The organism is Acinetobacter haemolyticus CIP 64.3 = MTCC 9819 (assembly GCF_000369065.1).
GTDB classification, from domain to species: Bacteria; Pseudomonadota; Gammaproteobacteria; order Pseudomonadales; family Moraxellaceae; genus Acinetobacter; species Acinetobacter haemolyticus.
This window is the reverse complement of sequence record NZ_KB849799.1, coordinates 161,115-186,472: the sequence shown is the minus strand read 5'-3', so window position 1 is coordinate 186,472 and position 25,358 is coordinate 161,115. Positions and strand designations below refer to the sequence as shown.

19 protein-coding genes, 1 pseudogene and 1 riboswitch are annotated in these 25,358 nt (G+C 39.7%); of the genes and pseudogenes, 4 read left to right on the top strand and 16 right to left on the bottom strand.

Annotated elements, in window-relative coordinates:
* Positions 1-11: 11 nt before the first annotated feature.
* A complete protein-coding gene (locus tag F927_RS00975; protein WP_026057247.1) occupies positions 12-968 on the bottom strand; it encodes a LysR family transcriptional regulator in 957 nt (318 codons plus the stop codon).
* A gap of 203 nt (positions 969-1,171) precedes the next feature.
* Between F927_RS00975 and F927_RS00970 the strand changes: the two genes are divergently transcribed.
* Positions 1,172-4,642 carry an indolepyruvate ferredoxin oxidoreductase family protein gene (locus tag F927_RS00970; protein WP_005080675.1) on the top strand — a complete coding sequence of 1,157 codons (3,471 nt, stop codon included), beginning with the start codon at positions 1,172-1,174 and terminating at the stop codon, positions 4,640-4,642.
* A 101-nt stretch (positions 4,643-4,743) separates the two neighbouring features.
* On the opposite strand, the gene F927_RS00965 is transcribed toward F927_RS00970, so the two are convergent.
* The 3 genes from F927_RS00965 to F927_RS00955 are packed head-to-tail and all read right to left on the bottom strand — an operon-like array spanning position 4,744 to position 7,122.
* Entirely contained in the window at positions 4,744-5,079 is a 336-nt protein-coding gene (locus tag F927_RS00965) for a DUF3325 domain-containing protein (RefSeq protein WP_005080672.1), read from the bottom strand.
* On the bottom strand, positions 5,076-6,770 hold the full coding sequence (locus F927_RS00960) for a PepSY-associated TM helix domain-containing protein (protein WP_005080670.1): 1,695 nt from the start codon (positions 6,768-6,770) through the stop codon (positions 5,076-5,078). The genes F927_RS00965 and F927_RS00960 overlap by 4 nt, the downstream gene beginning before the upstream one ends.
* Before the next feature lie 4 nt (positions 6,771-6,774).
* Positions 6,775-7,122 carry a hypothetical protein gene (locus F927_RS00955; RefSeq protein ID WP_004639183.1) on the bottom strand — a complete coding sequence of 116 codons (348 nt, stop codon included), beginning with the start codon at positions 7,120-7,122 and terminating at the stop codon, positions 6,775-6,777.
* Between the two features lie 238 nt (positions 7,123-7,360).
* Between F927_RS00955 and F927_RS00950 the strand changes: the two genes are divergently transcribed.
* Positions 7,361-8,305, top strand: coding sequence for an ABC transporter permease (locus F927_RS00950; RefSeq protein ID WP_004639184.1), 945 nt, complete (start codon positions 7,361-7,363; stop codon positions 8,303-8,305).
* Positions 8,306-8,344: 39 nt separating this feature from the next.
* Here F927_RS00950 and F927_RS00945 read toward each other — a convergent pair.
* Positions 8,345-9,510, bottom strand: a protein-coding gene (locus tag F927_RS00945) for an IS3 family transposase (protein WP_100223926.1) whose coding sequence is annotated in 2 segments (ribosomal slippage) — positions 8,345-9,252 and positions 9,252-9,510 — 1,167 coding nt in all. Because the reading frame shifts where the segments join, the coding sequence is not laid out codon by codon here.
* Positions 9,511-9,581: 71 nt separating this feature from the next.
* Here F927_RS00945 and F927_RS00935 point away from each other — a divergent pair.
* Entirely contained in the window at positions 9,582-10,460 is an 879-nt protein-coding gene (locus F927_RS00935) for an ABC transporter ATP-binding protein (RefSeq protein ID WP_005080667.1), read from the top strand.
* Positions 10,461-10,631: 171 nt separating this feature from the next.
* On the opposite strand, the gene F927_RS00930 is transcribed toward F927_RS00935, so the two are convergent.
* The 7 genes and pseudogenes from F927_RS00930 to F927_RS00905 all read right to left on the bottom strand — a co-directional run bounded on the left by F927_RS00930 (position 10,632) and on the right by F927_RS00905 (position 18,576).
* Entirely contained in the window at positions 10,632-11,654 is a 1,023-nt protein-coding gene (locus F927_RS00930) for an ABC transporter substrate-binding protein (RefSeq protein ID WP_005080664.1), read from the bottom strand.
* 64 nt (positions 11,655-11,718) lie between these two features.
* Positions 11,719-12,153, bottom strand: a complete 435-nt coding sequence (locus F927_RS00925) for a CopG family ribbon-helix-helix protein (RefSeq protein ID WP_005080661.1) — start codon at positions 12,151-12,153, stop codon at positions 11,719-11,721.
* A gap of 4 nt (positions 12,154-12,157) precedes the next feature.
* A complete protein-coding gene (locus F927_RS17390) occupies positions 12,158-12,283 on the bottom strand; it encodes a hypothetical protein (protein WP_004639188.1) in 126 nt (41 codons plus the stop codon).
* A 526-nt stretch (positions 12,284-12,809) separates the two neighbouring features.
* The gene (gene uca / locus F927_RS00920; RefSeq protein WP_005080660.1) at positions 12,810-16,415 is read right to left on the bottom strand and encodes an urea carboxylase; all 3,606 of its coding nucleotides are present in this window, start codon (positions 16,413-16,415) and stop codon (positions 12,810-12,812) included.
* Positions 16,416-16,418: 3 nt separating this feature from the next.
* On the bottom strand, positions 16,419-17,072 hold the full coding sequence (locus F927_RS00915; RefSeq protein WP_005080657.1) for an urea amidolyase associated protein UAAP2: 654 nt from the start codon (positions 17,070-17,072) through the stop codon (positions 16,419-16,421).
* Positions 17,073-17,089: 17 nt separating this feature from the next.
* Positions 17,090-17,832, bottom strand: a pseudogene (locus tag F927_RS00910) (urea amidolyase associated protein UAAP1).
* 24 nt (positions 17,833-17,856) lie between these two features.
* Positions 17,857-17,965, bottom strand: a riboswitch (guanidine-I (ykkC/yxkD leader).
* 131 nt (positions 17,966-18,096) lie between these two features.
* Positions 18,097-18,576, bottom strand: coding sequence for an Lrp/AsnC family transcriptional regulator (locus F927_RS00905; protein ID WP_005080650.1), 480 nt, complete (start codon positions 18,574-18,576; stop codon positions 18,097-18,099).
* A 130-nt stretch (positions 18,577-18,706) separates the two neighbouring features.
* Between F927_RS00905 and F927_RS00900 the strand changes: the two genes are divergently transcribed.
* On the top strand, positions 18,707-19,345 hold the full coding sequence (locus tag F927_RS00900; RefSeq protein WP_004639194.1) for a LysE family translocator: 639 nt from the start codon (positions 18,707-18,709) through the stop codon (positions 19,343-19,345).
* A 75-nt stretch (positions 19,346-19,420) separates the two neighbouring features.
* On the opposite strand, the gene F927_RS00895 is transcribed toward F927_RS00900, so the two are convergent.
* The 4 genes from F927_RS00895 to F927_RS00880 form a co-directional block, all read right to left on the bottom strand.
* A complete protein-coding gene (locus F927_RS00895; protein ID WP_005080649.1) occupies positions 19,421-20,251 on the bottom strand; it encodes an SDR family NAD(P)-dependent oxidoreductase in 831 nt (276 codons plus the stop codon).
* Positions 20,252-20,266: 15 nt separating this feature from the next.
* Positions 20,267-21,340 carry an amidohydrolase family protein gene (locus F927_RS00890; RefSeq protein ID WP_005080647.1) on the bottom strand — a complete coding sequence of 358 codons (1,074 nt, stop codon included), beginning with the start codon at positions 21,338-21,340 and terminating at the stop codon, positions 20,267-20,269.
* A 335-nt stretch (positions 21,341-21,675) separates the two neighbouring features.
* Positions 21,676-23,880, bottom strand: a complete 2,205-nt coding sequence (locus F927_RS00885) for an OsmC domain/YcaO domain-containing protein (protein WP_005080645.1) — start codon at positions 23,878-23,880, stop codon at positions 21,676-21,678.
* Positions 23,881-24,183: 303 nt separating this feature from the next.
* On the bottom strand, positions 24,184-25,353 hold the full coding sequence (locus F927_RS00880) for a hypothetical protein (protein WP_005080643.1): 1,170 nt from the start codon (positions 25,351-25,353) through the stop codon (positions 24,184-24,186).
* Between the last annotated feature and the right edge of the window lie 5 nt (positions 25,354-25,358).

Sequence of the window (25,358 nt, the reverse complement as noted above, 5' to 3'; positions counted from 1 at the left end):
TTTTAAAAGTCCTATTCACGATGGGTTAATTGATAAAAATAAGAAGTATCCTGTTCTATTTTTGGTGCGATATATTGCTCTACCCAATTTAACCATGCACGTGTTTTCGCATCGATAAAGTGCCGTGAAGGCAATAAGGTATAAACACCAATATCTGGAGAGCGCCAAGCTGGCAAAATGTGACATAAGTGTCCAGCCCGAACCGCATCAATTACAGCAAACATAGGCAATAGTGCAATTCCCATATCTTGTTGCACCATATCTAACAAGAGTTCAGGTGTATCTGCGATTAACTGTCCTGAAATATCAATTTGATAGGAACAGCTATTTTCACCGACGAGGTGCCATTGTGGTGTGATAGATGGATTCACCAAACGTAAACACGCATGATCATGTAGCTCATCTGGTGACTGAGGAATACCATGTTTTTGTAAGTAAGTAGGTGAAGCGCATAAAACAGAAAAAATGCTACCGATTCGACGAGAAACAAATCTTGAATCAGTCAAAGACTCTGTTAAATACAAACTAACATCAATCCCTTTGGCTAAAAGATCTGGGGCATTTTGCGATGTGCGATATTCAACCGTGAGATCTGGATAAGTTTGGCAGAATTCCGCCATTACAGGTGCAACATAATAATGTCCAAAACTGGCCATACTCTGGATACGTAATCGACCTTTGGGTTTTGCAGCAGTCCCTGTTGCCTCTGCTTCTGCCTCTTCTATGATTGAAAGTACTTGACGACAGCGTTCCGCATAGGTTGCACCAATATCGGTCAATGCATGCTGTCGAGTTGAACGTTGCAACAACTTTACACCCAAACGCGTTTCTAATTCGCTAATCAGACGTGACACCTGTGCTGTGGTCAAATCCATTTGTTCTGCTGCTGCCGTAAAACTTCCACTGTCAATCACTTTCAGGAAAGCATGCATGGCATGTAACAGTCCACCCTCGTGATTTTTGCGCATAACGTAAATATCTTTTCCTAAATTACGCATTGTTGCACCAGTTTAGATCATCCACAATGGTAAATATGTACATACATTGAGCCAGCCCTCTGTTTTAGACGCTAAGCCCATTTTAATTTTTTGTATGTCAATTGCTCCAAACTTCAACTCGGATGTTGAGAAAAGAAAGTCGCACGAACGACCACAATACTAAGGAGACATAAATGAATATAGCGACAAAATTTACTCCAAGAATGATCGCTACAAAGGATGTATCACTTGACGATAAATATATAAGTGATGACGGTACTGCATATATGACGGGAATACAGGCATTGGTTCGTTTACCACTCGCCCAAACTCGTCGGGATACTTTACAAGGTTATCAAACTGCAGGTTTTATTTCAGGTTATCGCGGTTCACCTGTAGGTAATTACGATAGTTTCCTTTGGCAAATCGATGGATTGCTTAAAGACCATCATGTAGTCTTTCAACCCGGAGTAAATGAAGATCTAGCTGCAACCGCAATTTGGGGTACACAACAGGCTAACCTTGCTGGACAAGGTAAATATGATGGTGTGACCTCTTGGTGGTATGGCAAAGGTCCTGGTGTCGATCGTTCTGGTGATGTACTTCGCCATGCCAATCTTGCAGGTACAGCCGAGCATGGCGGTGTTGTTGCCTTATTTGGTGATGATCATTCATGTAAATCTTCGACAGTTCCACATCAATCAGAACATGTCATGATTGGCTGCGGGATTCCAATTTTCTATCCAACATCGGTGCAACATATTTTAGATCTTGGCGTACATGCCGTTGCCATGTCTCGTTTTGCAGGTGTTTGGACCTCAATGAAATTGGTCAGTGAAATTGTTGAAACATCTGCGTCAGTCAAGGTAGGTTTAGACCGCGTAACCCCCATTATCCCTGAAGATGTCGAATTTCCTGAGGGTGGTGTCAATATCCGTTGGCCAGATCATGGTATCCAACAAGAAGAACGACTGTATAAATATCGCCTACCTGCTGTTTTGGCCTATGCACGCGCCAATAAATTGAACCGTGTGACTTTGCCATGTGAAAATGCTCGGATTGGTATCGCTGCTAGTGGCAAAGCCTATTTAGATACCATTGAGGCATTACGTATATTAGGAATTGAAGGTGAAACAGCTGAACAACTCGGATTACGTGTTTATCAAGTTGAATTGATTTGGCCCTTAGAACCTCAAGGTATCCGCGAATTTGCACAAGGCTTACAAGAGCTGATCGTGGTCGAAGAAAAACGACCGATTCTTGAAGCACAGATCAAAGATGAACTCTATTCCCTCCCAGATGGTCAACGTCCTCGAGTCATTGGTAAAGCCTGTGATGGCAAAGGTGAATGGAGTACCTCAGTTGAAGAAGCGCCACTCATTGGACATTATGAATTCCAGCCTGAACCGATTGCTAAAATGCTTGCAACTCGATTCTTAGGCCTTGATTTACCAGAAGCGTTAAGAACACAAATTCAAAATAAAGCAGACTTATTACTTAAAGCAGAACACGAGTCTCGCGGTGTAACCGATCTCGCAGAGCGCAAACCTTATTTCTGTAGTGGTTGCCCACACAACACCTCAACTGTCCTTCCTGAAGGAAGTCGTGCGCTTGGTGGTATTGGTTGTCACTATATTGCGGTTTCACTTGATCGCGGCACAGAAACCTTCTCTCAGATGGGCGGTGAAGGTGTGAGTTGGGTTGGTGCATCCCCTTTCACCAATGAAAAACATATCTTTGCAAATCTTGGTGATGGGACCTATTTCCATTCAGGTTATCTTGCCATTCGCCAAGCGATCGCCGCTAAAGTGAATATTACTTACAAAATCCTTTATAACGATGCGGTTGCCATGACAGGTGGACAACATGTCGATGGTCACTTGAGTGTCGCTCAATTAACCCGCCAGTTAGCAGCGGAAGGGATAAAAAAACAAGTCATTGTGACAGATGAACCTGAACTGATTCATGCAGAAGAAGGAATTGCATCAAATGTAGAAATTCATCATCGAAATGAATTGGATGCGATTCAACGTCAATTGCGCGAAACGTCAGGTGTTACTGCTTTAATTTACGTACAAACTTGTGCCAGCGAAAAACGCCGTCGTCGTAAACGTGATGCCTATCCTGATCCAGCAGAACGTATCTATATCAATACCGATATATGTGAAAGCTGTGGTGATTGTTCTAAAAAATCGAATTGTTTATCCATTGAAACTGTAGAAACTGCATTAGGACCAAAACGCCAAATCAATCAAAGCACGTGTAATAAAGATTTTTCTTGCGTGGAAGGATTCTGTCCAAGTTTTGTCACGGTACATACCCGCGACATGAAACGTCCTGAAAAATTTGAAGGTATTGCTGCAGGTTGGCCTGAAACACCAATCATTCCCGTACTTGATGATGTGCCAAATCGTATTATGGTAGGTGGTGTTGGTGGTACAGGTGTAGTGACGATTGGTGCCCTACTCGGTATGGCAGCACATCTTGAAGGTAAAGCAACTCGTGTGATGGATATGGCTGGACTGGCTCAAAAAGGCGGTACGGTTTATTCCTATATCCAAGTCGCAAATTCAGATGAGCATATTTCTTCAACCAAGATTCCAGCGGGTCAATGTGATCTTTTAATCGGTGCAGATGCCGTGGTGGCTGGTAGTGGTGCTGCACTTTCTCGCTTAAAAGAAAATGCGGTGGTGATTGTGAATGAAGATGCTTCACCGACATCAGACTTTATTGACTCTCGTGACTGGTATGCGCCTATCAGTGACTTAGTTGATCGTCTACGTGGTCGTACCCGCAAAGGCACCCTAGTATCACTATCTGCGACACGTATCGCAACTTTAGTACTGGGCGATGCAATCTTTACCAATCAACTATTACTTGGTATGGCATGGCAATCAGGTCGTATACCGCTATTACGTCAAAGCATTGAAAAAGCGATTCAACTCAATGGCACTGCCGTAGAAAAGAATCTCGAAGCTTTCCGAATTGGGTGCCATCTTGCGAGTGATCCAAGTTTAGCGCCACGATTGCTTGCAGCCATGCAAAAAACTAAAAAACCTGAAACATTGGCTGAATTAATCGAGGATCGTTCAGCACGTTTGGTTGACTATTGGAATGAAGCCTATGCGATGAAGTATCGTCGTTTAATTGAACAAGCATCGAAAACATTACCAGAGGAATTGACCGCGACGATTGCGACACAACTGTATCGTGTGATGGCTTATAAAGATGAATATGAAGTCGCTCGTCTTTTAACCGGTAAAAAATTCAAAGAGTCGATTGAAACCCATTTTGGTAAAGGCTTACGCTTAACTTACCATCTTGCTCCACCGACTTTAGGTGCTGATCAAAATATTCGTAAGCGTGCTTTCGGATATTGGATTCGTTTTCCAATGATGTTTCTAGCTCGTTTGCAGTTGCTTCGGGAAACCTTCCTCGATCCATTTGCACGTCATGAAGAACGCAGACGTGAACAAGCTTGGCGTGATCGTTATATCGCATTTGTTGAAGCACTGATTGCTTCACCTGAACAGTATGACTTAACTATTGCTGAGGAGATTGCTCAGTTACCTGTAGAAGTACGTGGCTTTGGTCATATCAAAGCACAAGCCATGCAAACAGCGATGCAACGTTGGGATGAGTTGTCTTTAGTACTCAAAAAATAAGGAAATAGCAATAAAGTTGATATGACGACTTTATAAAAGAAAATTCAAAGCGTTAAAAGCTAAGCTCTTAACGCTTTGTTTATGACATACATATATCAATGCTATAGCAAGTGTATAACCAATAAAATCAGAAATAGCACTGCGACTACAGCATTCACTTTCAATATCTTTTTAGGCGAATAGGTCAATAACAATCCGACCGCTAAAGCTGCAAAGCTAATGCACCCTAACCATTCTGAAAGTCCAATTGAAATGCCTTTAAAGTATGCAGTGAATCCCGCAGATACAATCAGCAAGCCCCAACCTACAATTTGAAATAAACGACAATTTTGTTGACTGACTGGACTTGAGAAAATCTCACGTTGGTGCTTCGCCATCGTACAGGCCAGACTCGACAATCCAACCACACAAACACACCACAATAACAAAGCAGTCATTCTATAGACTCCTGTGCATTCTTGTTTTTAGGCTGCGCTTTTTTCTTGATCGGTAAGCCTTGATAACGTTTTAGCTTGTAGTAAGCGTAAATAAAGATCAGTCCTAAAGTGATCGATACCAGATCAAAACTTGCAATCATCCATTGACCAAGATAGATACTTTTCCAGAGTGGCATACCTCCAGTTAAGACATTGAGTATTGGAATCAATAAAAACATGACCGCAGCCAAAGCGAGTTGATCCAACCATGCAGGACGATGTTGACGAATTGCAGCATGGACTAAACACAACAACCAAGTGATAAAAAATACCTTAATTTCAATGGGTGAACGTTCAATAATTTGAGCTGGAATCAGTCGATTGGCAAAGAAATATGAAGCACAAGCAATTGGTAATCCTGTAATCGCTGCAATATTTAATACTTCAACTACACGATGCCCGACAGGTTTGTAGCCCAACTTTTGGACATCTGGTGCGCGTTTAACCACCCATAGAATAAGTCTAGATGCGATCATCATCGTACCTAACACACCTGATAAAAATAACAACCAACGTAAAACTGAATCTACGCCATGTGCCATATGAAGCCATGTCACTAAGGTATAAATCGCTTTTGGAGTTGAATTGACAGGTTTCGCCTCGTCTATTTCTCGACCAGTTACCGCATTGAATTTTAATGACGGGATACTTTCTCGATCCATTAACGTTGTGGTACGCATAGCGTTATATTGTATTTCGGCTTCTACAGTATTGGGTTTATTGACCCTGATCGAAGAGATGGGATTGTTTAACCAACTGTGTTGAACAGTCTTCGTCAACGCAGTTAAATTAACCATTTCTGCCGCCTCGACAGGCTTATTTTCTTGCACTGATTCAACACGACCACCGCCACGATTTCCTCGTCCTGTCAGCAACCCTTTTTGTTTTTGTTCTTCCAGTAAACGGGCTTGTTCAGGTGTTTGAGCAACAGGTTGATTGAGAATCTGATAGAAACTGCGCACATCGCCATAATGTGTATTCATCGCCCAAGGCATAAACAAATGCATCAGCAGCAATAAACCACTAAAAGTAATCATGATGTGAAAAGGTAAAGCAAAAACCGCCGTCGCATTATGCGCATCCAGCCATGAACGTTGCCCTTTGGCAGGTCGGAAAGTAAAAAAATCTTTGAAAATCTTTTTATGCGTGATAATCCCGCTAATGATAGCGACAAACATCAGTAGTGTTGCGATACCGACAATCCAGCGTCCCCAAATACGCGGCATGCCATATAGCTCAAAATGGAAACGATAGAGAAAAGCACCACCTCTAGTTTCTCTCGCCTTAATCTCTTGGCCTGTTTGCGTATCTAAGTAAATCTCTCCACCACGTCGTCGCTCCTCACCCGCTTGGCGGATAATTAGCATAATGGCAGGTTGTCTTTCATTGGCAAAACGAATATTCCAACTCTCAGCATTTTGACCTTTCTGATTCAAATATGCCAAGGCATGACTCAGTTGTTGTTGCTGTGAAACTGTATTTACAGATTGGTGTAGCTCTGGTTTCATCCAAACAGTAATTTCATTTTGGAAGAAGCTCAACGTTCCTGTTAAAAATACTGCATATAACAACCAACCTAGCAGTAAACTCGCCCAAGTATGCAGCCAAGACATCGATTGGCGTGGTCCCTCATTTTTACCATCAGTACGCATGATGTCACCCTTGTAACGATAAATAGATCAGTGTCATCAATACACTCGGTAATACTACAGAGAGCCAGACTTTAAGCGTTGAATTGACCATAAAGACCCAAATGAACAAAGCACAATGAATGATAAAAGCCAGCATGGTGACGCTTAAAACTGCATTTGCTTTTAAAGGTTCAGTCGGAAATAAATATACAATCAGCATTGCTGCGATCGCTGAAAAGTAGTAGCCACCAAAAATTGCCAATACAAAGCGAGATAAGACCATCAAACGATATTTAATCAAAGCTGATCGTTGAATAGCCTTTTTGGAGGTAGTTTTAGTGGCAACGAAGGGAGCTGATGCTTCAATAGTCATAACAATACCAACAGTGGTGACGACTATTCAGGATCATCCCCACCTTAATCTATGATTAAAAAATTGCTTGGAGCATACACAAAACTAATAAAAATAACAATAATGATAATTATTATCATAAATTAATTTAAAAATAGCGATTTAATAAAAGCTCAACTTGAATTTGATCTCCTTGGCACTTATTTTGCTTAATTAGTATTACGTTTTATAAAAAATGTAATATTAAGAGGCAAACAATATGAGTTACGTTGCACGCGAACTCAGCCAAACCAACAAAGTGTTATTTGGTCTCGGGTCATTTTTAATACCAATTTTGTTGTGGTGTGCTGTGAGTTATTTGCCATTTTTATGGCACCCACAAGTCAAAATTACGGATACAGGCAGCGTGGCATATCTACAGATTGATAGTCGTATTGCCAAAGAAGTGTTTTATTCTGAAGCACAAAGTGCTGTAGATCATGGTTTAAAACCACCTCAAGGAATCTTAGTCAACCCCATTTATTTGCCTGCTCCTCACGAAGTTGCCAAAGCGCTTGTCACTGCGTTTACGACGCCACCTGTTCAAGCCAATGCGCCGTGGTTTCATGAAAGTCTTTGGCACAGTATTAAACTGGTCTTCACTGCATTTTTTATCTCATCGCTCATCGGTATACCTTTGGGGATTTTATGCGGTTTTTCTAAGACAATTTCACAACTTACAGAGCCGTTTGTTGAATTTTTCCGTTATTTGCCTGCCCCTGCCTTTGGTGCTTTGGCTGTTGCTATATTAGGTATCAATGATGCACCAAAAATAGCCATCATTATCATCGGTACGCTATTTCAACAGATACTTATTATTGCCAATACCACTCGATTGGTCGATCGTAGTTTGATTGAAGCAGGTTTTACCCTTGGCACGAACAAAACTAAGAGCTTATTTCATGTGGTGATTCCTGCTGCCTTGCCAGAGATTTATCGAGATTTGAGAGTTTTACTGGGCTGGGCATGGACTTACTTGATCGTTGCTGAGTTGATTGGGAGTACATCAGGTATTACATGGTTTATCACCCAGCAAGCACGTTACCAAAATTTTGACAATGTTTATGCAGCCATTCTCATCATTGGTGTGATTGGTCTGATCTGTGATGTCATTTTAATGAAACTTGGACAGCAGCTTTTTAAATGGAAATCAGGAGCACACTGATGTGTGCTGAATTAGCAGGAGACTTTCACTTGGGAGATTCTAGGCAGCTAACCGATAAAAGTCTTCTGCCATTTGATTTGGTGTCTTAAAATCCAAGCCTTTTTGAATTCTTCGCTGATTATAAAATAACTCTATATATTTTGTAATATCCGCTTTGGCTTCTTCCCTTGTTTTGTAGTTGCGATGATGGACTAGTTCATTTTTGAGTATGCCCCAGAAACTCTCTATCGGTGCATTATCGAAGCAGTCGCCTTTTTTGCTCATTGAACCCTGAAAATCAAATTTCTCAAGTAAGTTTCGATATTCATTACTGCAATATTGGCTGCCTCTGTCTGAATGTACAATGAGATCTTTAGCAGGTTTCTGATTGCGAATAGCCATATTCAATGCATCACAAACAAGCTTGGCTGTCATGCGCTCATTTAAGCTATAGCCAACAACCTGTTTCGTGTAAAGATCTTTGACAGCTGCCAAGTACAACCAGCCCTCAGCCGTCCAAATGTAGGTAATGTCACTCGACCACGCAAGATTAGGCTTCGTCATTGAAAACTGTTGCTTGAGTAAATTGTCATAAATAGAACGGTTGTGATCACTGTCCGTGGTTCTTTTGAAACGCTTATGGCGCTTACAATACAACTGATTTGATTTTTTTATTTGGCGCACAGCATACATACTTATTTTGATACTTTGCGCTTGTAAATGCTTGGTTAATCGAACATAGCCATAGCTTTGTTTGGTTTCTTCATGGGCTATTTTGACCAAAATTGTCTGCTGATTTCGCTGAATTGATCTTTTACTCATGCCTCGCTTTAGCCAATCATAAAAGCGAGAAACGGATACACGAAGTAATCGAGCCATTAAAATAATCGGAAATAAGTGGCTTTGCGATTTCATATAGGCGTACCTCACTGACTTTCTTTGGCAAAGTACGCTGCTGCCTTTTTTAAAAATTCACGTTCCATTTCAGCTGTTTTGAGCTGTTGTTTAAGCTTCTTATTTTCTTCGAGTAAGGCGTTTAGATCGGGCGAATACTGTTTTGTGCCTGCTAAAGTTCCAGCCTTTGCTTTGTTATTCCAGTTCGAAAGGGTTTGCATTGAAATGCCAAGTTGTCTAGCGGATTCCGATACATTACCTTGGTTCTCTTCAATGGCTTTTATGGCTTCAGCTTTAAATTCTGCGGTGTAAGTCTTCTGTTTCTTGCTCATGGTAAACTCCTAATGAGTATGTATAGTTTACCAAGTTAAACCCTCCTGTTTTTTAAGCACACATCACACTAATGACAAATACCCATTTCAATGCTCGTGAATATTTTGATCATATTTATGAACGTGCTGTCATCTTAGAAGCGAAACAACTCACGCAAAGCTTCAAACACGGTAAAACTGAACGAACTGTTTTAAATCAAATTGATTTAAAGATTCATAAACGTGAGTTTATTTGTGTGATCGGTCCTTCTGGCTGTGGAAAGTCAACGTTCAGTCGGATTGTTGCTGGGCTTGATTCTTATTCAGGTGGAGAGATTTTGATTGATGGGCAACCGATCATGGGGCCTAGTCCTGAGCGTGGTATGGTGTTTCAAGGATATACATTGTTTCCGTGGAAAACCGTCAAAGAAAACGTGATGTTCGGCCCAAAAATGAAGGGACAAAGTGATAGTACGGCCGAGGCGCAAGCACGAGAATGGATTAATATTATCGGCTTAGAAAAATATGAAAATCAGTATCCTCATCAACTCTCTGGTGGAATGAAACAGCGTGTTGCGATTGCCAGAGCATTGGTGAATGAACCCAAAATTCTATTGATGGATGAACCCTTTGGCGCACTTGATCCTCATACCCGTCAGAAGATGCAACGGCACTTGATGGATTTATGGCAAAATATTGATATCACCATTATTTTTGTCACTCATGATATGGATGAAGCGATCTTACTCGCTGACCGTATCGTCGCACTGAAAGCCAATCCTGGTGAAATCAAAGAAATTATCGAAGTAGATTTACCTCGCCCACGTCATCCAGATCAAATGCTTTGCCCTGAATTTAAAGCATTGCGTCAACGTGTGGATCAACTGGTTCATACCGATGAAGATCAACTCGATCCAGCACTCGAGGATTTGCCGTTAATTCCTCGTATGACTAAAGTAAGCGAAGATTGAAACGCTGATAGATCAATAAAGTAAAAAAATTCAAAGCCCACTTACAAGAGTGGTTTTTTTATATAGAAGTATTCATTGATATATTTGATAGATAAAAAATCTCCCTCATGAAAGGGAGATTTTTAAGAGCTAATGATTAAATTTAAAAGTATTATTACTCAATATATAAAACTATTTCACCTCTTCAACAAGCGTTGGGAATATAACGCCATCAACATCCACTTTAGTGGTGTAGACTCCATTTTTAAAATTAAATTCGTTGACGTGATAACTTGAGCCATAGATAGAATCAAAGCTGTTGGACTTGGTAAATACCTTCTTATTTGCTTGCAGATCAAGTAAATGGGTTCCGTCAATAAATTGAGCATATTGATCAGCATCTAAACCAACTCGTTTTGCCATGATTGCCACAGCATCGTCTCGTGTTGCTGGATCATTGATATATTTAACAGTTTTATCCCATACCTGAATGATTTTTTTCCAATCTTCCTTATTTGCAGCAAGATGCGTCATATTGACGGTCAAAGTATCATAAATCAGTCCGGGCTTATCTTTGGATGAATAGATGATTTTAGAGCCTGCAACTGCTTTTAAAGCTTGATTAGCTACAGGTTGCCAAACTGCAATTGCTGACACATCAGGACTTGCAAACACTTGAGGTAATTCATTGGTTACCGCATTCACTAATGTCACTTCAGAGTTTGCTACTTTGGCATCATCTAAAGCTGTATTGAGTAAGTGGTGATCAACCAATCCTTTCTCAACCGCAATTTTTTTACCTTTCAAATCAGCAATATTATTAATTCCATTTTTGGCAATAATGACATCATTTCCTGCGGAATAATCAGTTGCCAAAATCATGATGCCTTTGGTGCCTCCTGACGCGATCACCAAGTTATCACCATTGGATACAGAAACAGCATCGAGTTGATTGGCAGAAAATGCATTGATTGATGCAGAATAATCGAACCATTTGAATTCGACATTTAAACCCGCTTCTTTAAACCAACCTTTTTCAATTGCCACCTGCCATGCCACCCAACCCGGCCAATCACTGTATCCAATCGTGATTGGTTTAGCGTTGGTAGTACCTTCAGTTTTTGCTTTAGACTCTGGAATTTTTGCTGTGTTGTCACAGCCCCCTAAAAAAATCGCTGTCAGCACAGATGCTGAAATCAGTGTTTTTTTGATCATCTTATGCTTGCTCCTATTGTGCTCTGATATTGAGAACTTTTCGTCTTTACAAATGTTTATGTGCTTAAGTATTTTGTGCGATTGGTGGCATGACGGCATCCATCAATTCCAAATGCCCTTTAATCACCCCTTTTAATGCAATGAACTGTTGACTGATGGCTTTCAAATCACTACTCACACCTTGCATCAACATGACTTGTAGAACCTTGTTATCATCCAATTGAATATGTAATGAACTGATCACCTGAGCTAAGTATTGTTGCTGCAAATCAACAAGTTGCGTTCGCAGTGGTTTTAAGCTCACGTCATATAACAATGTTAATGTCCCAACCATCACTTCATCGTTTTTAGCTAGATCATCGATTAAATGCCGATTAATCATGTCCAAGATCGCTTGTGAACGACTTTCGTAGTGTTGATCAACGATTTTTTGATCAAGTGCACTCAATGTAGTTTCAGGTACGGTAATACTGATTCGAGCTAACTTTTGCTTGGCCACAGTCTTATCCCTTTACCTTGCTGACTTGGTGATTTTGTTTGAAATACAGACCTGCTCTTGCACTGAATAAATCGACTAAAAATTTTTTAATAGGGTGTTTTTCTACAGTGTTGGTTTTGGCTTCACTCATCTCGCAGCTCCTACAAGGGTATTACTAAAATTAGTTTTTGTATTACTTATTTAGAATGCAGAATATGTGCCAATTTATAGTGATTGAGATTTGTTGAATAAACTTAAATTAAATAATAAAAAAGCCCCACTACGTTGAGATGGGGCTTGCTTGAAAGCAGAGTATTTCATCAGTTTATTCCATTGTTACTGCTCATGTACTGGTTATTCTTTTTATACATGTTGGAATGAACCGATGTGTGTGATTTAGTGATCAAGTTTATTGTTCTCCTCTATTTATGTTGTATATAAATAAAAGCATAAAGCATGCCAAAATATCAGATAGTATGGATTCGGTCAGAATAAAAGATAAATAAGACACTTAGCTAAAGGAAGCACGAATGAGGATAATTTTCCCATTTTAAAATGCCTAAAAAATGTACCAAATCGCACCATTTAGGTACGCTAAATGCATCAATGTGTAGCTGTGCATATAAAAATTTTTAAGAGACCTATTAATAATAGATCTCTTAAAATCACTACTTTCATCAAATCACTGGCGCTAGCGTAAATAACACTTGCCCTGTTTTAACAGTTTGTCCTTTTTCGATCGTAATGCTTTCAACTTTCATGCGTTCGGGCGCAATAATCGGAATTTCGATTTTCATAGCCTCGATGACCGCTAGCGTTGCTCCTTCCTCAACGATATCACCAGATTGACATTCAATTTTCCAAATCGAACCCGGCATATGTGATTCAACGGCACAACCACCATCAGGAATGATGACAGTTTCACCTTCATCAACAGCATCCAAACTCTCTGAGACATATTCTGCTAGCCCAGCCTCATGCCAACGGCGACGTTCAGCATCAAAGTTAGCTTGTTGAGTTGCTTTAAAACTTGAAATAGTTTCAGCATTGTCTGATAAGAATTGATTATATTCTTTGAGGTTTAAAACACCTTCCTCAATTCTGAGTTTGAGTCGTCCTGCTTTAAAATCCTCACGCATTTGCATGAGTTCTGTTTCAGAAACTTCATAGAATTTAATCTGATCAAAGAAGCGCAATAACCACGGTTTACCTTGCTCAAAGTCTGCATTTCTACGATAGCGAGACCACATTTGCGTTGTTCTACCCACAAACTGATAGCCACCCGGTCCTTCCATTCCATAGACACACATATAAGCACCGCCGATTCCAACAGCATTTTCAGGTGTCCAAGTTCGTGCAGGATTATATTTAGTCGTTACGAGTCGTTGCCGTGGATCAAGCGGTGTCGCAACTGGTGCACCGAGATATACATCACCTAAGCCCATCACCAAATAATTTGCGTTATACACCACGTCTTTTACGGCTTGCTTATCTTTTAGACCATTAATGCGACGAATAAATTCGATATTGTCTGGACACCACGGTGCATCAGGACGCACCGTTTGCATATAACGATCAGTTGCCAACTGCGTTTGTGAATCTTCCCAAGCCAAAGGTAAATACACGGTACGTGAAGGAACTTGCATTTCAGTCACATCAGGTAATTCGGTTTCGGCTTGTTTAAGGAGGTTCAATAAATTCTGTTGATCCAGTTTGAGTGAGTCATAATGAATTTGAAGTGAACGTATTCCCGGTGTTAGATCAATGATACCTATGATGTTTTGATCTTTAACCCACTGCATTAATGCGTGTATGCGGAATCGCAAATTCAGGTCCAAAACCAATTCGCCATACTCAACCAACATGTAGTTATTACCAGCGGGGCGATAAACAACATTTGGCGTATGATCTTGACCATCTAAACGATCTAATACGGCATCATTTAAGCTATCAAACTCAGCATAAAAGCTTTGACCAAATTGCACATCATTAAGATGCTCTGTACTGAGCATATGATGATATGTTTGATTTAATTCGGTTGCTTGTTCATATCGAATAGGAACAAATTTAACTTTGTCTCCTGCTTTTAGTTGACCTAATTTCCAAAGTTCAGAATGCACAACGACCGCTGGGCAAACAAAACCACCAAGACTTGGACCATCGGGACCTAAAATGATCGGCATGTCTCCAGTAAAGTCGATTGCTCCAATAGCATAGGCATTGTCATGAATATTAGAAGGATGTAAACCTGCTTCACCGCCATCTTCACGCGCCCATTCTGGCTTTGGACCGATCAATCGAATCCCTGTACGACTTGAATTGAAATGTACTTCGAAGGAATGTTCAAAGAAGGCATCAATATCTTGTTTGGTGAAAAAATCAGGCGCGCCATGCGGACCATACATCACCGCAATTTCCCAACTGTTTGAGAATGTCGGGACTTGTTCTGCATTTAAACTTGTTTGTTGGTCTGAACTAAACGAAGTGATTGGCAACATATCACCAATTAACAAATTACGTCCTGCATGACCACCAAATTGACCTAAGGTAAATGTCGCTTGTGAACCCAAATATTCAGGAACATTCAAACCACCTTTGATGCCAATATACGTTCTACATCCTGTGATGATTTTACCGCATTTAAGGATTTGCCCTTTCTTGACATTCACCGTTTGCCACATTGAAATGTGCACACCATCTAAGGTTGACGGCATGTCACCACCTGCAAGCACGATTTGGCTATCACAGTGAAACTTTAAAGTAGGTCCATGCAATGTACATTCTAAACCTGCACTATTAGATGCATTGCCAAGTAGTTGGTTTGCCACATTTAAAGATAAAGGGTCAATCGCTCCAGACGGTGGTACACCCACATCCCAGTAACCTAAACGCCCAGTAACATCTTGTATGGAGGTTTGAATACCAGCTTGAAATACCTCGATTTTTTGAGTTTTCCACTCAAAAGTATTGAGGAAACGAGTGGTTTGAGTACCCGCTTTAAACACTTCACAATCAATAATATTCTGTAAATACTCAAGATTGGTTTCGATACCTGCCACCTGAGTTTTGGCTAAGCTATGATTCATTGCTTGAATAGCCGCATCTCGATCATTTGCCGTGACGATAATTTTAGCAATCATCGGATCGTAAAATGAGGAAACAGTCGAGCCAGTTTCTACCCATGTTTCATTACGTGCTTGATCATCAAATTCAACAAAGGTCAGTAAACCTGCACTCGGTTGGAAGTTTTTGATCGGGTCTTCAGCATACAAACGAACTTGGATCGAATGTCCTACTGATTTCAAAGATTGCGTAGGTGCTGTCCAGTCGCCACTCGCAAGTGTGACCATCCATTCAACCAAATCCACGCCGTATACTTGTTCTGTGACACCATGTTCAACTTGAAGGCGGGTATTTACTTCCAAAAAGTAAAAGTCTTGCGTGTCCGTATCCATCACAAATTCAACAGTACCCGCTGAGCGATAATTCACGGATTGCATGAGTTGAATTGCAACTTTCTGAATATATGAACGTTGTTGATCATTTAGATGTGGTGCTGGCGTTTCCTCAATAACTTTTTGATTGCGACGTTGAACAGAACAATCTCGTTCACCTAACGCTAAAACTTGTCCTTGACCATCACCAAATATTTGCACCTCGATGTGGCGAGCATTCTGTACAAATTTCTCTAAATACAGTCCTGCATCTTTAAAGTTTGCCTGCGCAAGATAAGAAACTGTTGCGAAAGCATCTTTAAGTTCTTCAGCATTCCATACCAAGCGCATGCCGATACCACCACCGCCTGCGGTACTTTTTAGCATCACAGGATAACCAATGCGCTTTGCTTCAACCAATGCCTCTGCTTCGTCAGCCAAAAGTTGGCTACCTGGCAATAGTGGCACATTTGCTTCGATTGCAAGCTCTCTAGCGGTATGTTTCAAGCCAAATGCACGCATTTGAGCTGAGTTTGGGCCGATAAATGCAATTCCTTGTGATTCACACAGATCACAAAATTCAGCATTTTCAGATAGAAAACCGTAACCTGGATGGATGGCATTCGCACCTGTTTGTTTGGCGACTTCTAAAATTTTGTCAACATTGAGATAACTTTGACTCGCGGGTGCATCACCGATATAAATCGCTTCATCTGCTAAGGTCACATGCAATGAATCTCGGTCTGCCTCAGAGTACACAGCAACGGATTGAATACCTAGTTTTTTTAGTGTTCGAATAACACGACAAGCAATCGCTCCACGATTGGCGATTAAAACTTTATTAAACATAGACTAAGCCTCCTCTCCATCACGAATCACTAATTGGATCGGTGTCGGGTTATAGGCATTACATGGATTATTCAGTTGCGGGCAATTAGAGATCAGCACGATTAAATCCATTTCTGCTTTGATCTCGACAAAATTACCAGGTGCAGAAATACCATCATCAAATTTCAAATGTCCATCAGATGTAACAGGAACATTCATAAAGAAATTGATATTTGGACCAATGTGACGCACATTCAAATTGTGCTTTTTCGCGATGGGATGTTTGGCTAAGGCATACATGAAGTTGTTACGGCAACTATGCATAGGATAAGTTTCATTTGCATAGCGCACAGTATTACTTTCGCAAGAACATGCACCACCCAACGTGTCATGACGACCACAGTTATCATCATGAATGACTGCAATTAACCGTCCAAAGTTACTGTATAAAGATGTGCCTTTTTCTAAATAGATATATTGATTCATGGCAAGCGTATCTGTAGCGCTATAACGCTCTTCAGGATTTTCTGCTGAGATAAACAAAGTATCAACAGCTTGATTGCCCTCTAAATCAATAATCCGAAAGTATTGCCCTTTTTTGACTTCGCACATCCACGCTTCACCCGCAGGACAAACTTCACTTAATGTTGCTTTTTCAAAAGTATGTAAACTCGTCATGATGCTTCTCCTATAGCTTAATATGCTGAACTCAATGTGTAGTAACGTGCGTTGTTTTGAAAAGCACGTTGATTTTGTGGACAGGCATCACGACAAATATCGTGGTCGGCTAAAGAGTTGGCTTTATACAAAGACAATTGAATATCGCTTGGTTGATAGAGCGAACTGTTATCTAAACCATGTGGGGCAGCAGAAAGGAAAACCAAACAATCCATTTCAAAACGTAATTCAATGATTTGGCTGGTATTGTCTGATTGGGTATAGCTTAGAGCACCTTGATCATTGGGACTCACTTTTGAGAAAAGGTTTACGGTTGCACTTAAATCAGTTTGTGACAGTGAAAATTTCGCCATCTCTACTAATAAGCCATCTACACCGTTTTGTACATTTCATTTCGTGCATCTTGAAAACGACGTTGACCAAACTGTTTACTGATTTGCTCAGGACGACTCGCCCCACAGAACGTATCATTCCAACCATGGTCATCTTTAACGATCGATGCCATGACACGCCCTAAATCTGAATACAAAACATTGCCCGTCGTTAAAAATGCAGTATGTTGCCCTTTTAAGGTGTCTGGCATGTTGTAACGTTCAAGTTTATCTTCAGCATTCACACAAAACAGTGAAACATTGGCGTTTGAAGCTAACGCTTTGAATTGTAAAACTGTCCCTTTCTGAACTCGTCCAGACCAATGATGACCACCCGGTAGTTTTTCAGTCCAAAGGATCTGGTTGTTATGATATTCGCTCATTCGCATGACCTCTTTTAAGGTTTAAGTCCAACCTCCCGGGCTTTTATCCCTCCGTGTAGTTCTTGCGAACCGTGAACTCTCGGTCTCAGTCATAGCCAACTTTGAGGAGTTGTCTATCGGAACCCTAGATCACTTTATGATGGGATTAATGAAGCAAATGGCGTGCCAGTTTAGTAATACGATTTTTGTATTTCGTCATACTTTTTTGGCTTAAAACAAGGCATTTTTATTTTTATGCACTGTGATCAGTCAAAATCAGTGCACTAGTGTTTATTTCTGAGGCTTTACTGGAAAACATAAAAAGGGCTTTATTTCCTTCAGCACAAACATACTTTGCATTTCTTTGATTCCGGGCAATCTTCGAATGGTCGTCATTGAAAATTCAGCATAGGTATCGAGATCTGGTGATACGACTTGCAACAAAAAGTCTGCATCGCCTCCAATGCTATAACATGCAACGACATAATCTAAGGCAGTGACTTCTTCTTCAAATTTCTTTGCCTCTCTTTCGCTATGACTATCAATCGATACACGGACAAACACCATCACACCTAAGCCAAGTTTTTTGCGATCAAGTAAAACGCCGTATCCTTTGATGACTTTGGTGTCTTCTAAATGTTTGACTCTTCGCCAACAGGGCGAGGTTGAAAGACCTAACTGTTCTGATAAGTCAGCATTTGTGGTTCTTGAGTCTTTTTGCAACAACTCTAAAATTCTTGCATCAGTTTTATCAATTTTTAAATTAGGCATAAAATTTCTATTAAATTTAAATATAGGGTTATTTATACCCTAATTTTTATATTTACTAGAACATATAGATCAAATTTACCTATGTATTTATTAAAAAATAGAGATCCGATTTCATTTGGTTTTAATTGACATGGAACATCTCACACAAACAATGACCTATGTTTTAACTTTAGGATTAGCAGCAATCCTCCCTGGACCAGGCATGACTGGTCTTATGTTTAAGACTTTAGTTCAGGGATATAAAAATGGACTGATGATGCTGTGTGGTCTCATCACGGGAGATATCACTTTTTTATTGATTTCAATTTTTCTTTTTTCTTCTCTTCATCATTTCAGTCCACATTTGGTTTTTTATTTGATACTACTATCAAGTTCGTACCTGCTTTACTTAGCTTATAAGTTTTGGTTTTTTAACGGTAATCTTTTGGAAAATGAAGCACCTGAAAATCTCAAAAACACGCTTTTTTCCTATAAAGATGGACTGTTAATTACTTTGAGTAATCCTAAAACTATTTCATTTTATCTTGCGATTGTACCTGCTATCTTCGGCGCGCAGTCATTGCAAAAGCAAAGCTGGTTTTTAGTGTCTATTACCATCTTCACGCTTGCCATCATTGGCGGACTTTATGTCTTTTTTTCGTGGAATCTAAAGAAAGTACTCAGTGATATAAAAGTACAAACCATTTTATTAAGAACGCTCTCTGTCATGATGGGTATATTGGCTTTGGGAATGTTTTATAGAGAGTTTAACATTCAATATTTAGCATAAGCTATTGATTCACAAAGCCCTAAATTACATTTTACTTTAGAGCTTTGTGAATTAAATAGAGGATGAACTCAAATCTTACTTTTTCTTTTTGGTGAACAAATTCAATGCTTGCGCATAATGTGATGGTGCTACACGCTGAATTAGATCTAAAATTTTGGCATCATTGCCAATTAAAACTCGGCGCTGATCTTTTTTAACCGCATTTAAAATTACTTTTGCAGCTTCTTCAGGTGGGGTTTTAAGTACCTTGTTAAAAGCTTTACTGGCCTTTGCAGGATTCAATCCTAAAGCACGAATACTATCACTCATGCGTGCGCTATTCGCAATGTTGGTGCGAATCCCCCCTGGATGGACACAAGTTGCACTTACACCGTTGGCTTGTAAGTCAAGCTCTTGACGAAGTGATTCTGTAAAACCACGTACTGCAAATTTAGTCGCATTGTATGCACTTTGCGTAGGTTGTGCTGTTAAGCCAAATAGACTGGAAATATTGATAATATGCCCTTCACCACTTTGTTTTAAATAGGGTAAAAATGCTTTGGTACCATGTACAACACCCCAAAAATTAATATCAAATACCCATTCTATTTCCTCATAACTCATTCCTTCAACCGTGCTTGCCAATGCCACGCCTGCATTATTAAAAATGAGGTTAATTTTTCCATGTTCTTGGGCGGTATTCGTAGCCCATTCCTCTACAGCAGTGCGATCAACCACATTTAAGGTGCTAAGCGTGACTTTAACTGGATAGGATCTAACAAGTTCCAATGTTTCAGCTAAGCCTTGCTCGTTGACATCACTCAGGGCTAAATGTGCACCTTGTTGTGCCAATAAGATAGCGAGTTGTTGACCGATTCCAGAACCTGCACCTGTAATCGCGGCAACTTTTTGATTAAAATTTTTCATAGCATGGCTCTTTGTTTAGTTGATGTCTAATTGATAAAAATGGATTGCGTTTTGTCTAAAAATCGCTTGCAAAGCTTCAGAACCATAAGGCTCAATCATTTGCATATAAGCCTGTATTAAGTCGGTTAAACGCGCATTAGGTTTATCCATTGGATAATTCGAAGCGAACATGATACGTCCTGTACCAAAGACATGGATCGCATGCTGTATCAATGGGGTCAATAATTGAACCATTTCAGCAACAGTTGCCGTCCGATTTTCTTTATAAAATGTATGTCCCAATACTGGCATCATAAGCCCTGATATTTTTGCATGCACATTCGGCTGCTCCGCTAAAGCACTTAGGCCGTTTTGCCATTGCTGAAATATTGCATCACGTTGCGCAGTAGTTTTCCCTGTCTTCTTCCCTACTGCACCAAATAAACCTACAGGTGTTGCAAGATGATCTACCACGATCCTTGTTTCTGGAAACTGCTTAGCCAAGGCAGTGATCTCATTTAATTGAGTTGAATATCCCCAAGCATCAAAAGACAGATTCATTTGGGCGAGTTGCTCAAATCCCTTTAAGAATTTTTTAGACTGATATAAATGAGGTGTTTTAGACCAGCGATAGATGCCGTCATCTTCATGCCAAGAAGACATCTTTCGAATTCCTCTAAACAAAGGACTTGCATCTCGATGAGCTTTTAAAATATCGACGAATTTGCGGTGACTTGGATCCGCCGTGGCAACAATTGCAGCAAGCTTTAAATCATATTTTGAAAAATCTAACTGGCTTAGCCATCTCGTTTCTTCAACAACGCCAAACCCTTTATGATGATGCCAATTGGCTTCGACATGAACAACGCTTTCAACCTGTATCCCATCTAAATCTTGATGATAATGCATCGGCAAATAAGGGCTTAATACATGTTGAGTATGCCCTAGAGTGTCCAATAACGCTTTTGGTTTTACTAAGCGAAGAATCTTATCCATAAGCGCTGGATATTTCCCCAATGCCTTAACCAATACCGCTGCGGAATGTGGAGTATGGTAAGGATCCCACTGATGTATATGTGGATCAATAATAGAAAAATCGAGCTGTTTCATTGTTCTACTCTTTAGCGTTGTAATATCTTTTTTTGAAAATTAATTTTTCATAACAGTTCAGAAATTCTGTTGAAATCTTATAAAACCGATAAGCTATTTATATGTTTCATTGGTTACTCCATACCAAAACATGTTTTATTGTGTTTTCTAGCTTACAGAGAATCTAAATATGCATGAAATGATTTTTTATAATCATAAATTATGAATACCATTCATAATAAAATATAATTTTAATTTATTTAACTGATTTTAATAAAAAAATACACTTGACCTCCGCGATATAAGCGCTTTTAGTCAAGTGTATTCAGCATGAATTTAAAAACTCATGCTGTTAATTATTTATTTAAACCGACTGCTTTTGCACGAGCAGCGTGCAACTTCTTGTAGCTCTCAATCAAACGTAAATGACGATCCAAACCTTCGAGTTTCATACTGGTTGGTGTTAGACCATAAAAACGAACTGTGCCTTCGACAGAGCCCACGACAGCATCCATACGTTCATCACCAAACATACGACGGAAGTTTTTGTCGTAATCTTCTAATTCCATCTCATCATCGAGAATGACTTCTAGCACAACATTCATACATTGATAGAACAAACCACGTTCTACAGTGTTGGTGTTGTATTGCAGGAATTGCTCAACTAAATCTTTTGCTTCTTCAAATTGCTTCAAAGCAACATAAATAAGGAGTTTTAATTCAAGCAGTGTCAATTGTCCCCAAACAGTATTGTCATCAAATTCAATGCCGATTAAGGTCGTGATTTCTGTGTAATCGTCAAGTTCACATTCTTCTAAACGCTCAACCAGTGCTTCAAGACGCTCGTCATCTAAACGATGAATATTTAGAATATCTTCACGGAATGCCAATGCTTTATTGGTATTGTCCCAAATCAAATCTTCAACTAAATAAATTTCTGAATAATCGGGTACGAGGATACGACAAGCTGTCGCACCTAAATGTTCATAGACAGCCATGTAGACTTCTTTGCCCATTTCTTCAAGAATGCCGAATAATTCAGCAGCCTCATCCGCATTCGAGTTTTCACCGTCATTGGTGAAATCCCATTCTACAAAATCATAATCAGATTTTGCGCTGAAGAAACGCCAAGAGACTAAGCCACTTGAATCAATAAAGTGTTCCACAAAATTATTCGGTTCAGTCACTGCTTCACTTTGGAAGGTTGGCTGAGGTAAGTCATTGAGACCTTCAAAACTACGGCCTTGCAATAACTCAGTCAAACTACGTTCTAAAGCCACTTCAAAACTTGGATGCGCACCAAATGAAGCAAACACACCACCTGTGCGTGGGTTCATCAAAGTGACACACATCACAGGAAATTGACCGCCCAAAGAGGCGTCTTTAACCAATACTGGAAAACCTTGTTCTTCTAAGCCTTGGATACCTGCAACAATACTTGGATACTTAGCCAAAACTTCTTCAGGAACATCAGGTAGTGCAATTTCACCTTCGATAATTTCACGTTTTACAGCACGTTCGAAAATTTCAGATAAGCACTGAACTTGGGCTTCTTCTAATGTATTCCCTGCACTCATACCATTACTGAGGTACAAGTTTTCGATCAAGTTTGATGGGAAGTAAACTGTTTCGCCATCAGATTGGCGTACAAAAGGAAGTGAACAAATCCCACGTTCAATATTCCCAGAGTTAGTATCGTATAAATGCGTACCTAGTAACTCTTTTTCAGGGTCGTAAATCTCAAGACAGTATTCATCCAAGATTTCTTTTGGTAGTTCGCCATTTGGCCCTGGTTTAAACCATTTCTCGTCTGGGTAATGCACAAATTCTGCGTTGGCAATTTCTTCACCCCAAAATTGATCGTTATAGAAGAAATTACAATTAAGACGTTCAATAAACTCGCCTAATGCAGATGCTAGTGCGCTTTCTTTGGTTGAGCCTTTACCATTGGTAAAACACATCGGTGACTGTGCATCACGGATATGCAGTGACCAAACATTCGGTACAATATTACGCCATGACGCAATTTCAATCTTCATACCTAAGCCTGCCAAAATGCTCGACATATTGGCAATGGTTTCTTCTAACGGTAAATCTTTACCTTGGATATAAGTGGTACTTTCAGATGCAAGATTCGGCATCAATAAAGCTTGAGCATCTGCATCTATACTTTCCACTTCTTCGATGACAAATTCAGGACCCGTTTGAATGACTTTTTTTACCGTACAACGGTCAATAGAACGTAAAATCCCCTGACGATCTTTTTCAGAAATATCAGCTGGAAGTTCAACCTGAATTTTAAAAATCTGTTTATAGCGGTTTTCTGGATCAACAATATTGTTTTGGGATAATCGAATGTTATCGGTTGGAATATCACGTGCCGCGCAATATACTTTGACAAAATAAGCTGCACAGAGTGCCGACGATGCCAAGAAGTAGTCAAATGGCCCCGGTGCAGATCCGTCCCCTTTATAACGAATCGGTTGATCTGCGATTACCGTAAAGTCATCGAATTTGGCTTCTTGTCGAAGGTTGTCGAGGTAATTAACCTTGATTTCCATGCTGGCACCTAAGTTAGTCTGATGTGTTATTTGACACAAAAGATTGAAAATATTGATAAATAAGCCGAATTGTAGTGTTAAATTGACTTAATAATGCGTAGTCGCAAGAGATTGTCGAGATGACATGCACTCTGCAACTCGTAATGATGGGCGTTATTATAGAAGTATTTTATAAAATTGATAACTTTTGTCTGTATTTCGAAGTGATTTAACTAGAATCTGTCCAGAAATACAGCACCTTCAAACATTCATTTCTGAAAAGACTGCTCAATACTCAATATTTTGCAGTCCGTTCAATTCATGCTAGATCCGTCCCACCTCAAGATATGGGATTAAGTTTTTGTCAAAATTGGGACGAGGATCACCTTTAAAGCTAATAAAGCCATGCATTCCAGTTAAACGCTCTCCCTTATAAAATTGATTGAGCTGATAACGGGGATCTTTATGTGATAAGGTAAAACTTACAGCACCGATTCCCAATTGCTTGGAACGCTGATAAGCATCGGTGAGCATACGATGATGCAAAGACAAAGCGTTTGGATGACACAATAAACTATGTAATACATGGTATTTCACTGAGTCACCACGTTTTGGCAAAATTAAACTTTTGCTAAAAACCGTACATAAATTATAAATCGGACGAAACAATCCAATCATGCGACTGTAATTCAATATTTTGGTTTGCTTAAGACCATGTTGATCCCAAAGCCCAAACATTCCTACGATTTTATCATTATGAAAATAAAGCAAAAAATCCGAAAGATTTAAACCAGAAAAATAACAATTCCCTTCAGCCAATTCTTCAAAATTATATGCAGGAATAAAATTATAATAATCTGACATTTCCGTCACAAAAGCATTCATTGCAGCAATATATTCAATCCCAGCAGTACATGACCAAATCTCATCAGCAGTTTCATTATTTAACGTTTGAGCCTTTATATATTTTTTTAGTTTACTCAATCTGCCTAAACTCGTTAATGTTAAAGTCTCAATCAGTCCTTCATCATAATAATCAGGCATTCCAGTTTTAGGTGTCTGAATAGCCGCACGCGCAGCATGATTATCATCAAAAATAATCATTTGACTAAAATTAGGATCATGCATATTTTTTTCGACATGAGCGCCTAGCATTTTCACTAGAGATTTTCCGCGATATTGATGATCCACCCGCAAATCACTCGCATATCGAAAGTTTTGTACCTCACGATTGACATAACATGGGCGATAACCATTGCTATAACAAGCCACTTTGTTCCGATTTTCTTTATCCTCGATCAGTACATGCAATTTGTGCTTATACAAAATATCAGAAGCTTTGAAATAACTTGGTTCACGTTGAAAACTAATCTGGATACCGCGTGTTGTCATCGGTACAGCGATCAAGGCTCTTAAGGCCTGATCATCTTCCTGTGTTGCTTCCCTTGTAACAAGTTGTCCTTCAAAATACTGACTGGCTGGGCTTGTATTCATTGTTA

Bases quoted from the DNA above. Each gene is read 5' to 3' on its own strand.
- F927_RS00975 (WP_026057247.1), bottom strand. From the start codon at position 968: ATGCGCAAAAATCACGAGGGTGGACTGTTACATGCCATGCATGCTTTC.
- F927_RS00970 (WP_005080675.1), top strand. From the start codon at position 1,172: ATGAATATAGCGACAAAATTTACTCCAAGAATGATCGCTACAAAGGAT.
- F927_RS00965 (WP_005080672.1), bottom strand. From the start codon at position 5,079: ATGACTGCTTTGTTATTGTGGTGTGTTTGTGTGGTTGGATTGTCGAGT.
- F927_RS00960 (WP_005080670.1), bottom strand. From the start codon at position 6,770: ATGCGTACTGATGGTAAAAATGAGGGACCACGCCAATCGATGTCTTGG.
- F927_RS00955 (WP_004639183.1), bottom strand. From the start codon at position 7,122: ATGACTATTGAAGCATCAGCTCCCTTCGTTGCCACTAAAACTACCTCC.
- F927_RS00950 (WP_004639184.1), top strand. From the start codon at position 7,361: ATGAGTTACGTTGCACGCGAACTCAGCCAAACCAACAAAGTGTTATTT.
- F927_RS00935 (WP_005080667.1), top strand. From the start codon at position 9,582: ATGACAAATACCCATTTCAATGCTCGTGAATATTTTGATCATATTTAT.
- F927_RS00930 (WP_005080664.1), bottom strand. From the start codon at position 11,654: ATGATCAAAAAAACACTGATTTCAGCATCTGTGCTGACAGCGATTTTT.
- F927_RS17390 (WP_004639188.1), bottom strand. From the start codon at position 12,283: ATGAGTGAAGCCAAAACCAACACTGTAGAAAAACACCCTATTAAAAAA.
- uca (WP_005080660.1), bottom strand. From the start codon at position 16,415: ATGTTTAATAAAGTTTTAATCGCCAATCGTGGAGCGATTGCTTGTCGT.
- F927_RS00915 (WP_005080657.1), bottom strand. From the start codon at position 17,072: ATGACGAGTTTACATACTTTTGAAAAAGCAACATTAAGTGAAGTTTGT.
- F927_RS00905 (WP_005080650.1), bottom strand. From the start codon at position 18,576: ATGCCTAATTTAAAAATTGATAAAACTGATGCAAGAATTTTAGAGTTG.
- F927_RS00900 (WP_004639194.1), top strand. From the start codon at position 18,707: ATGGAACATCTCACACAAACAATGACCTATGTTTTAACTTTAGGATTA.
- F927_RS00895 (WP_005080649.1), bottom strand. From the start codon at position 20,251: ATGAAAAATTTTAATCAAAAAGTTGCCGCGATTACAGGTGCAGGTTCT.
- F927_RS00890 (WP_005080647.1), bottom strand. From the start codon at position 21,340: ATGAAACAGCTCGATTTTTCTATTATTGATCCACATATACATCAGTGG.
- F927_RS00885 (WP_005080645.1), bottom strand. From the start codon at position 23,880: ATGGAAATCAAGGTTAATTACCTCGACAACCTTCGACAAGAAGCCAAA.
- F927_RS00880 (WP_005080643.1), bottom strand. From the start codon at position 25,353: ATGAATACAAGCCCAGCCAGTCAGTATTTTGAAGGACAACTTGTTACA.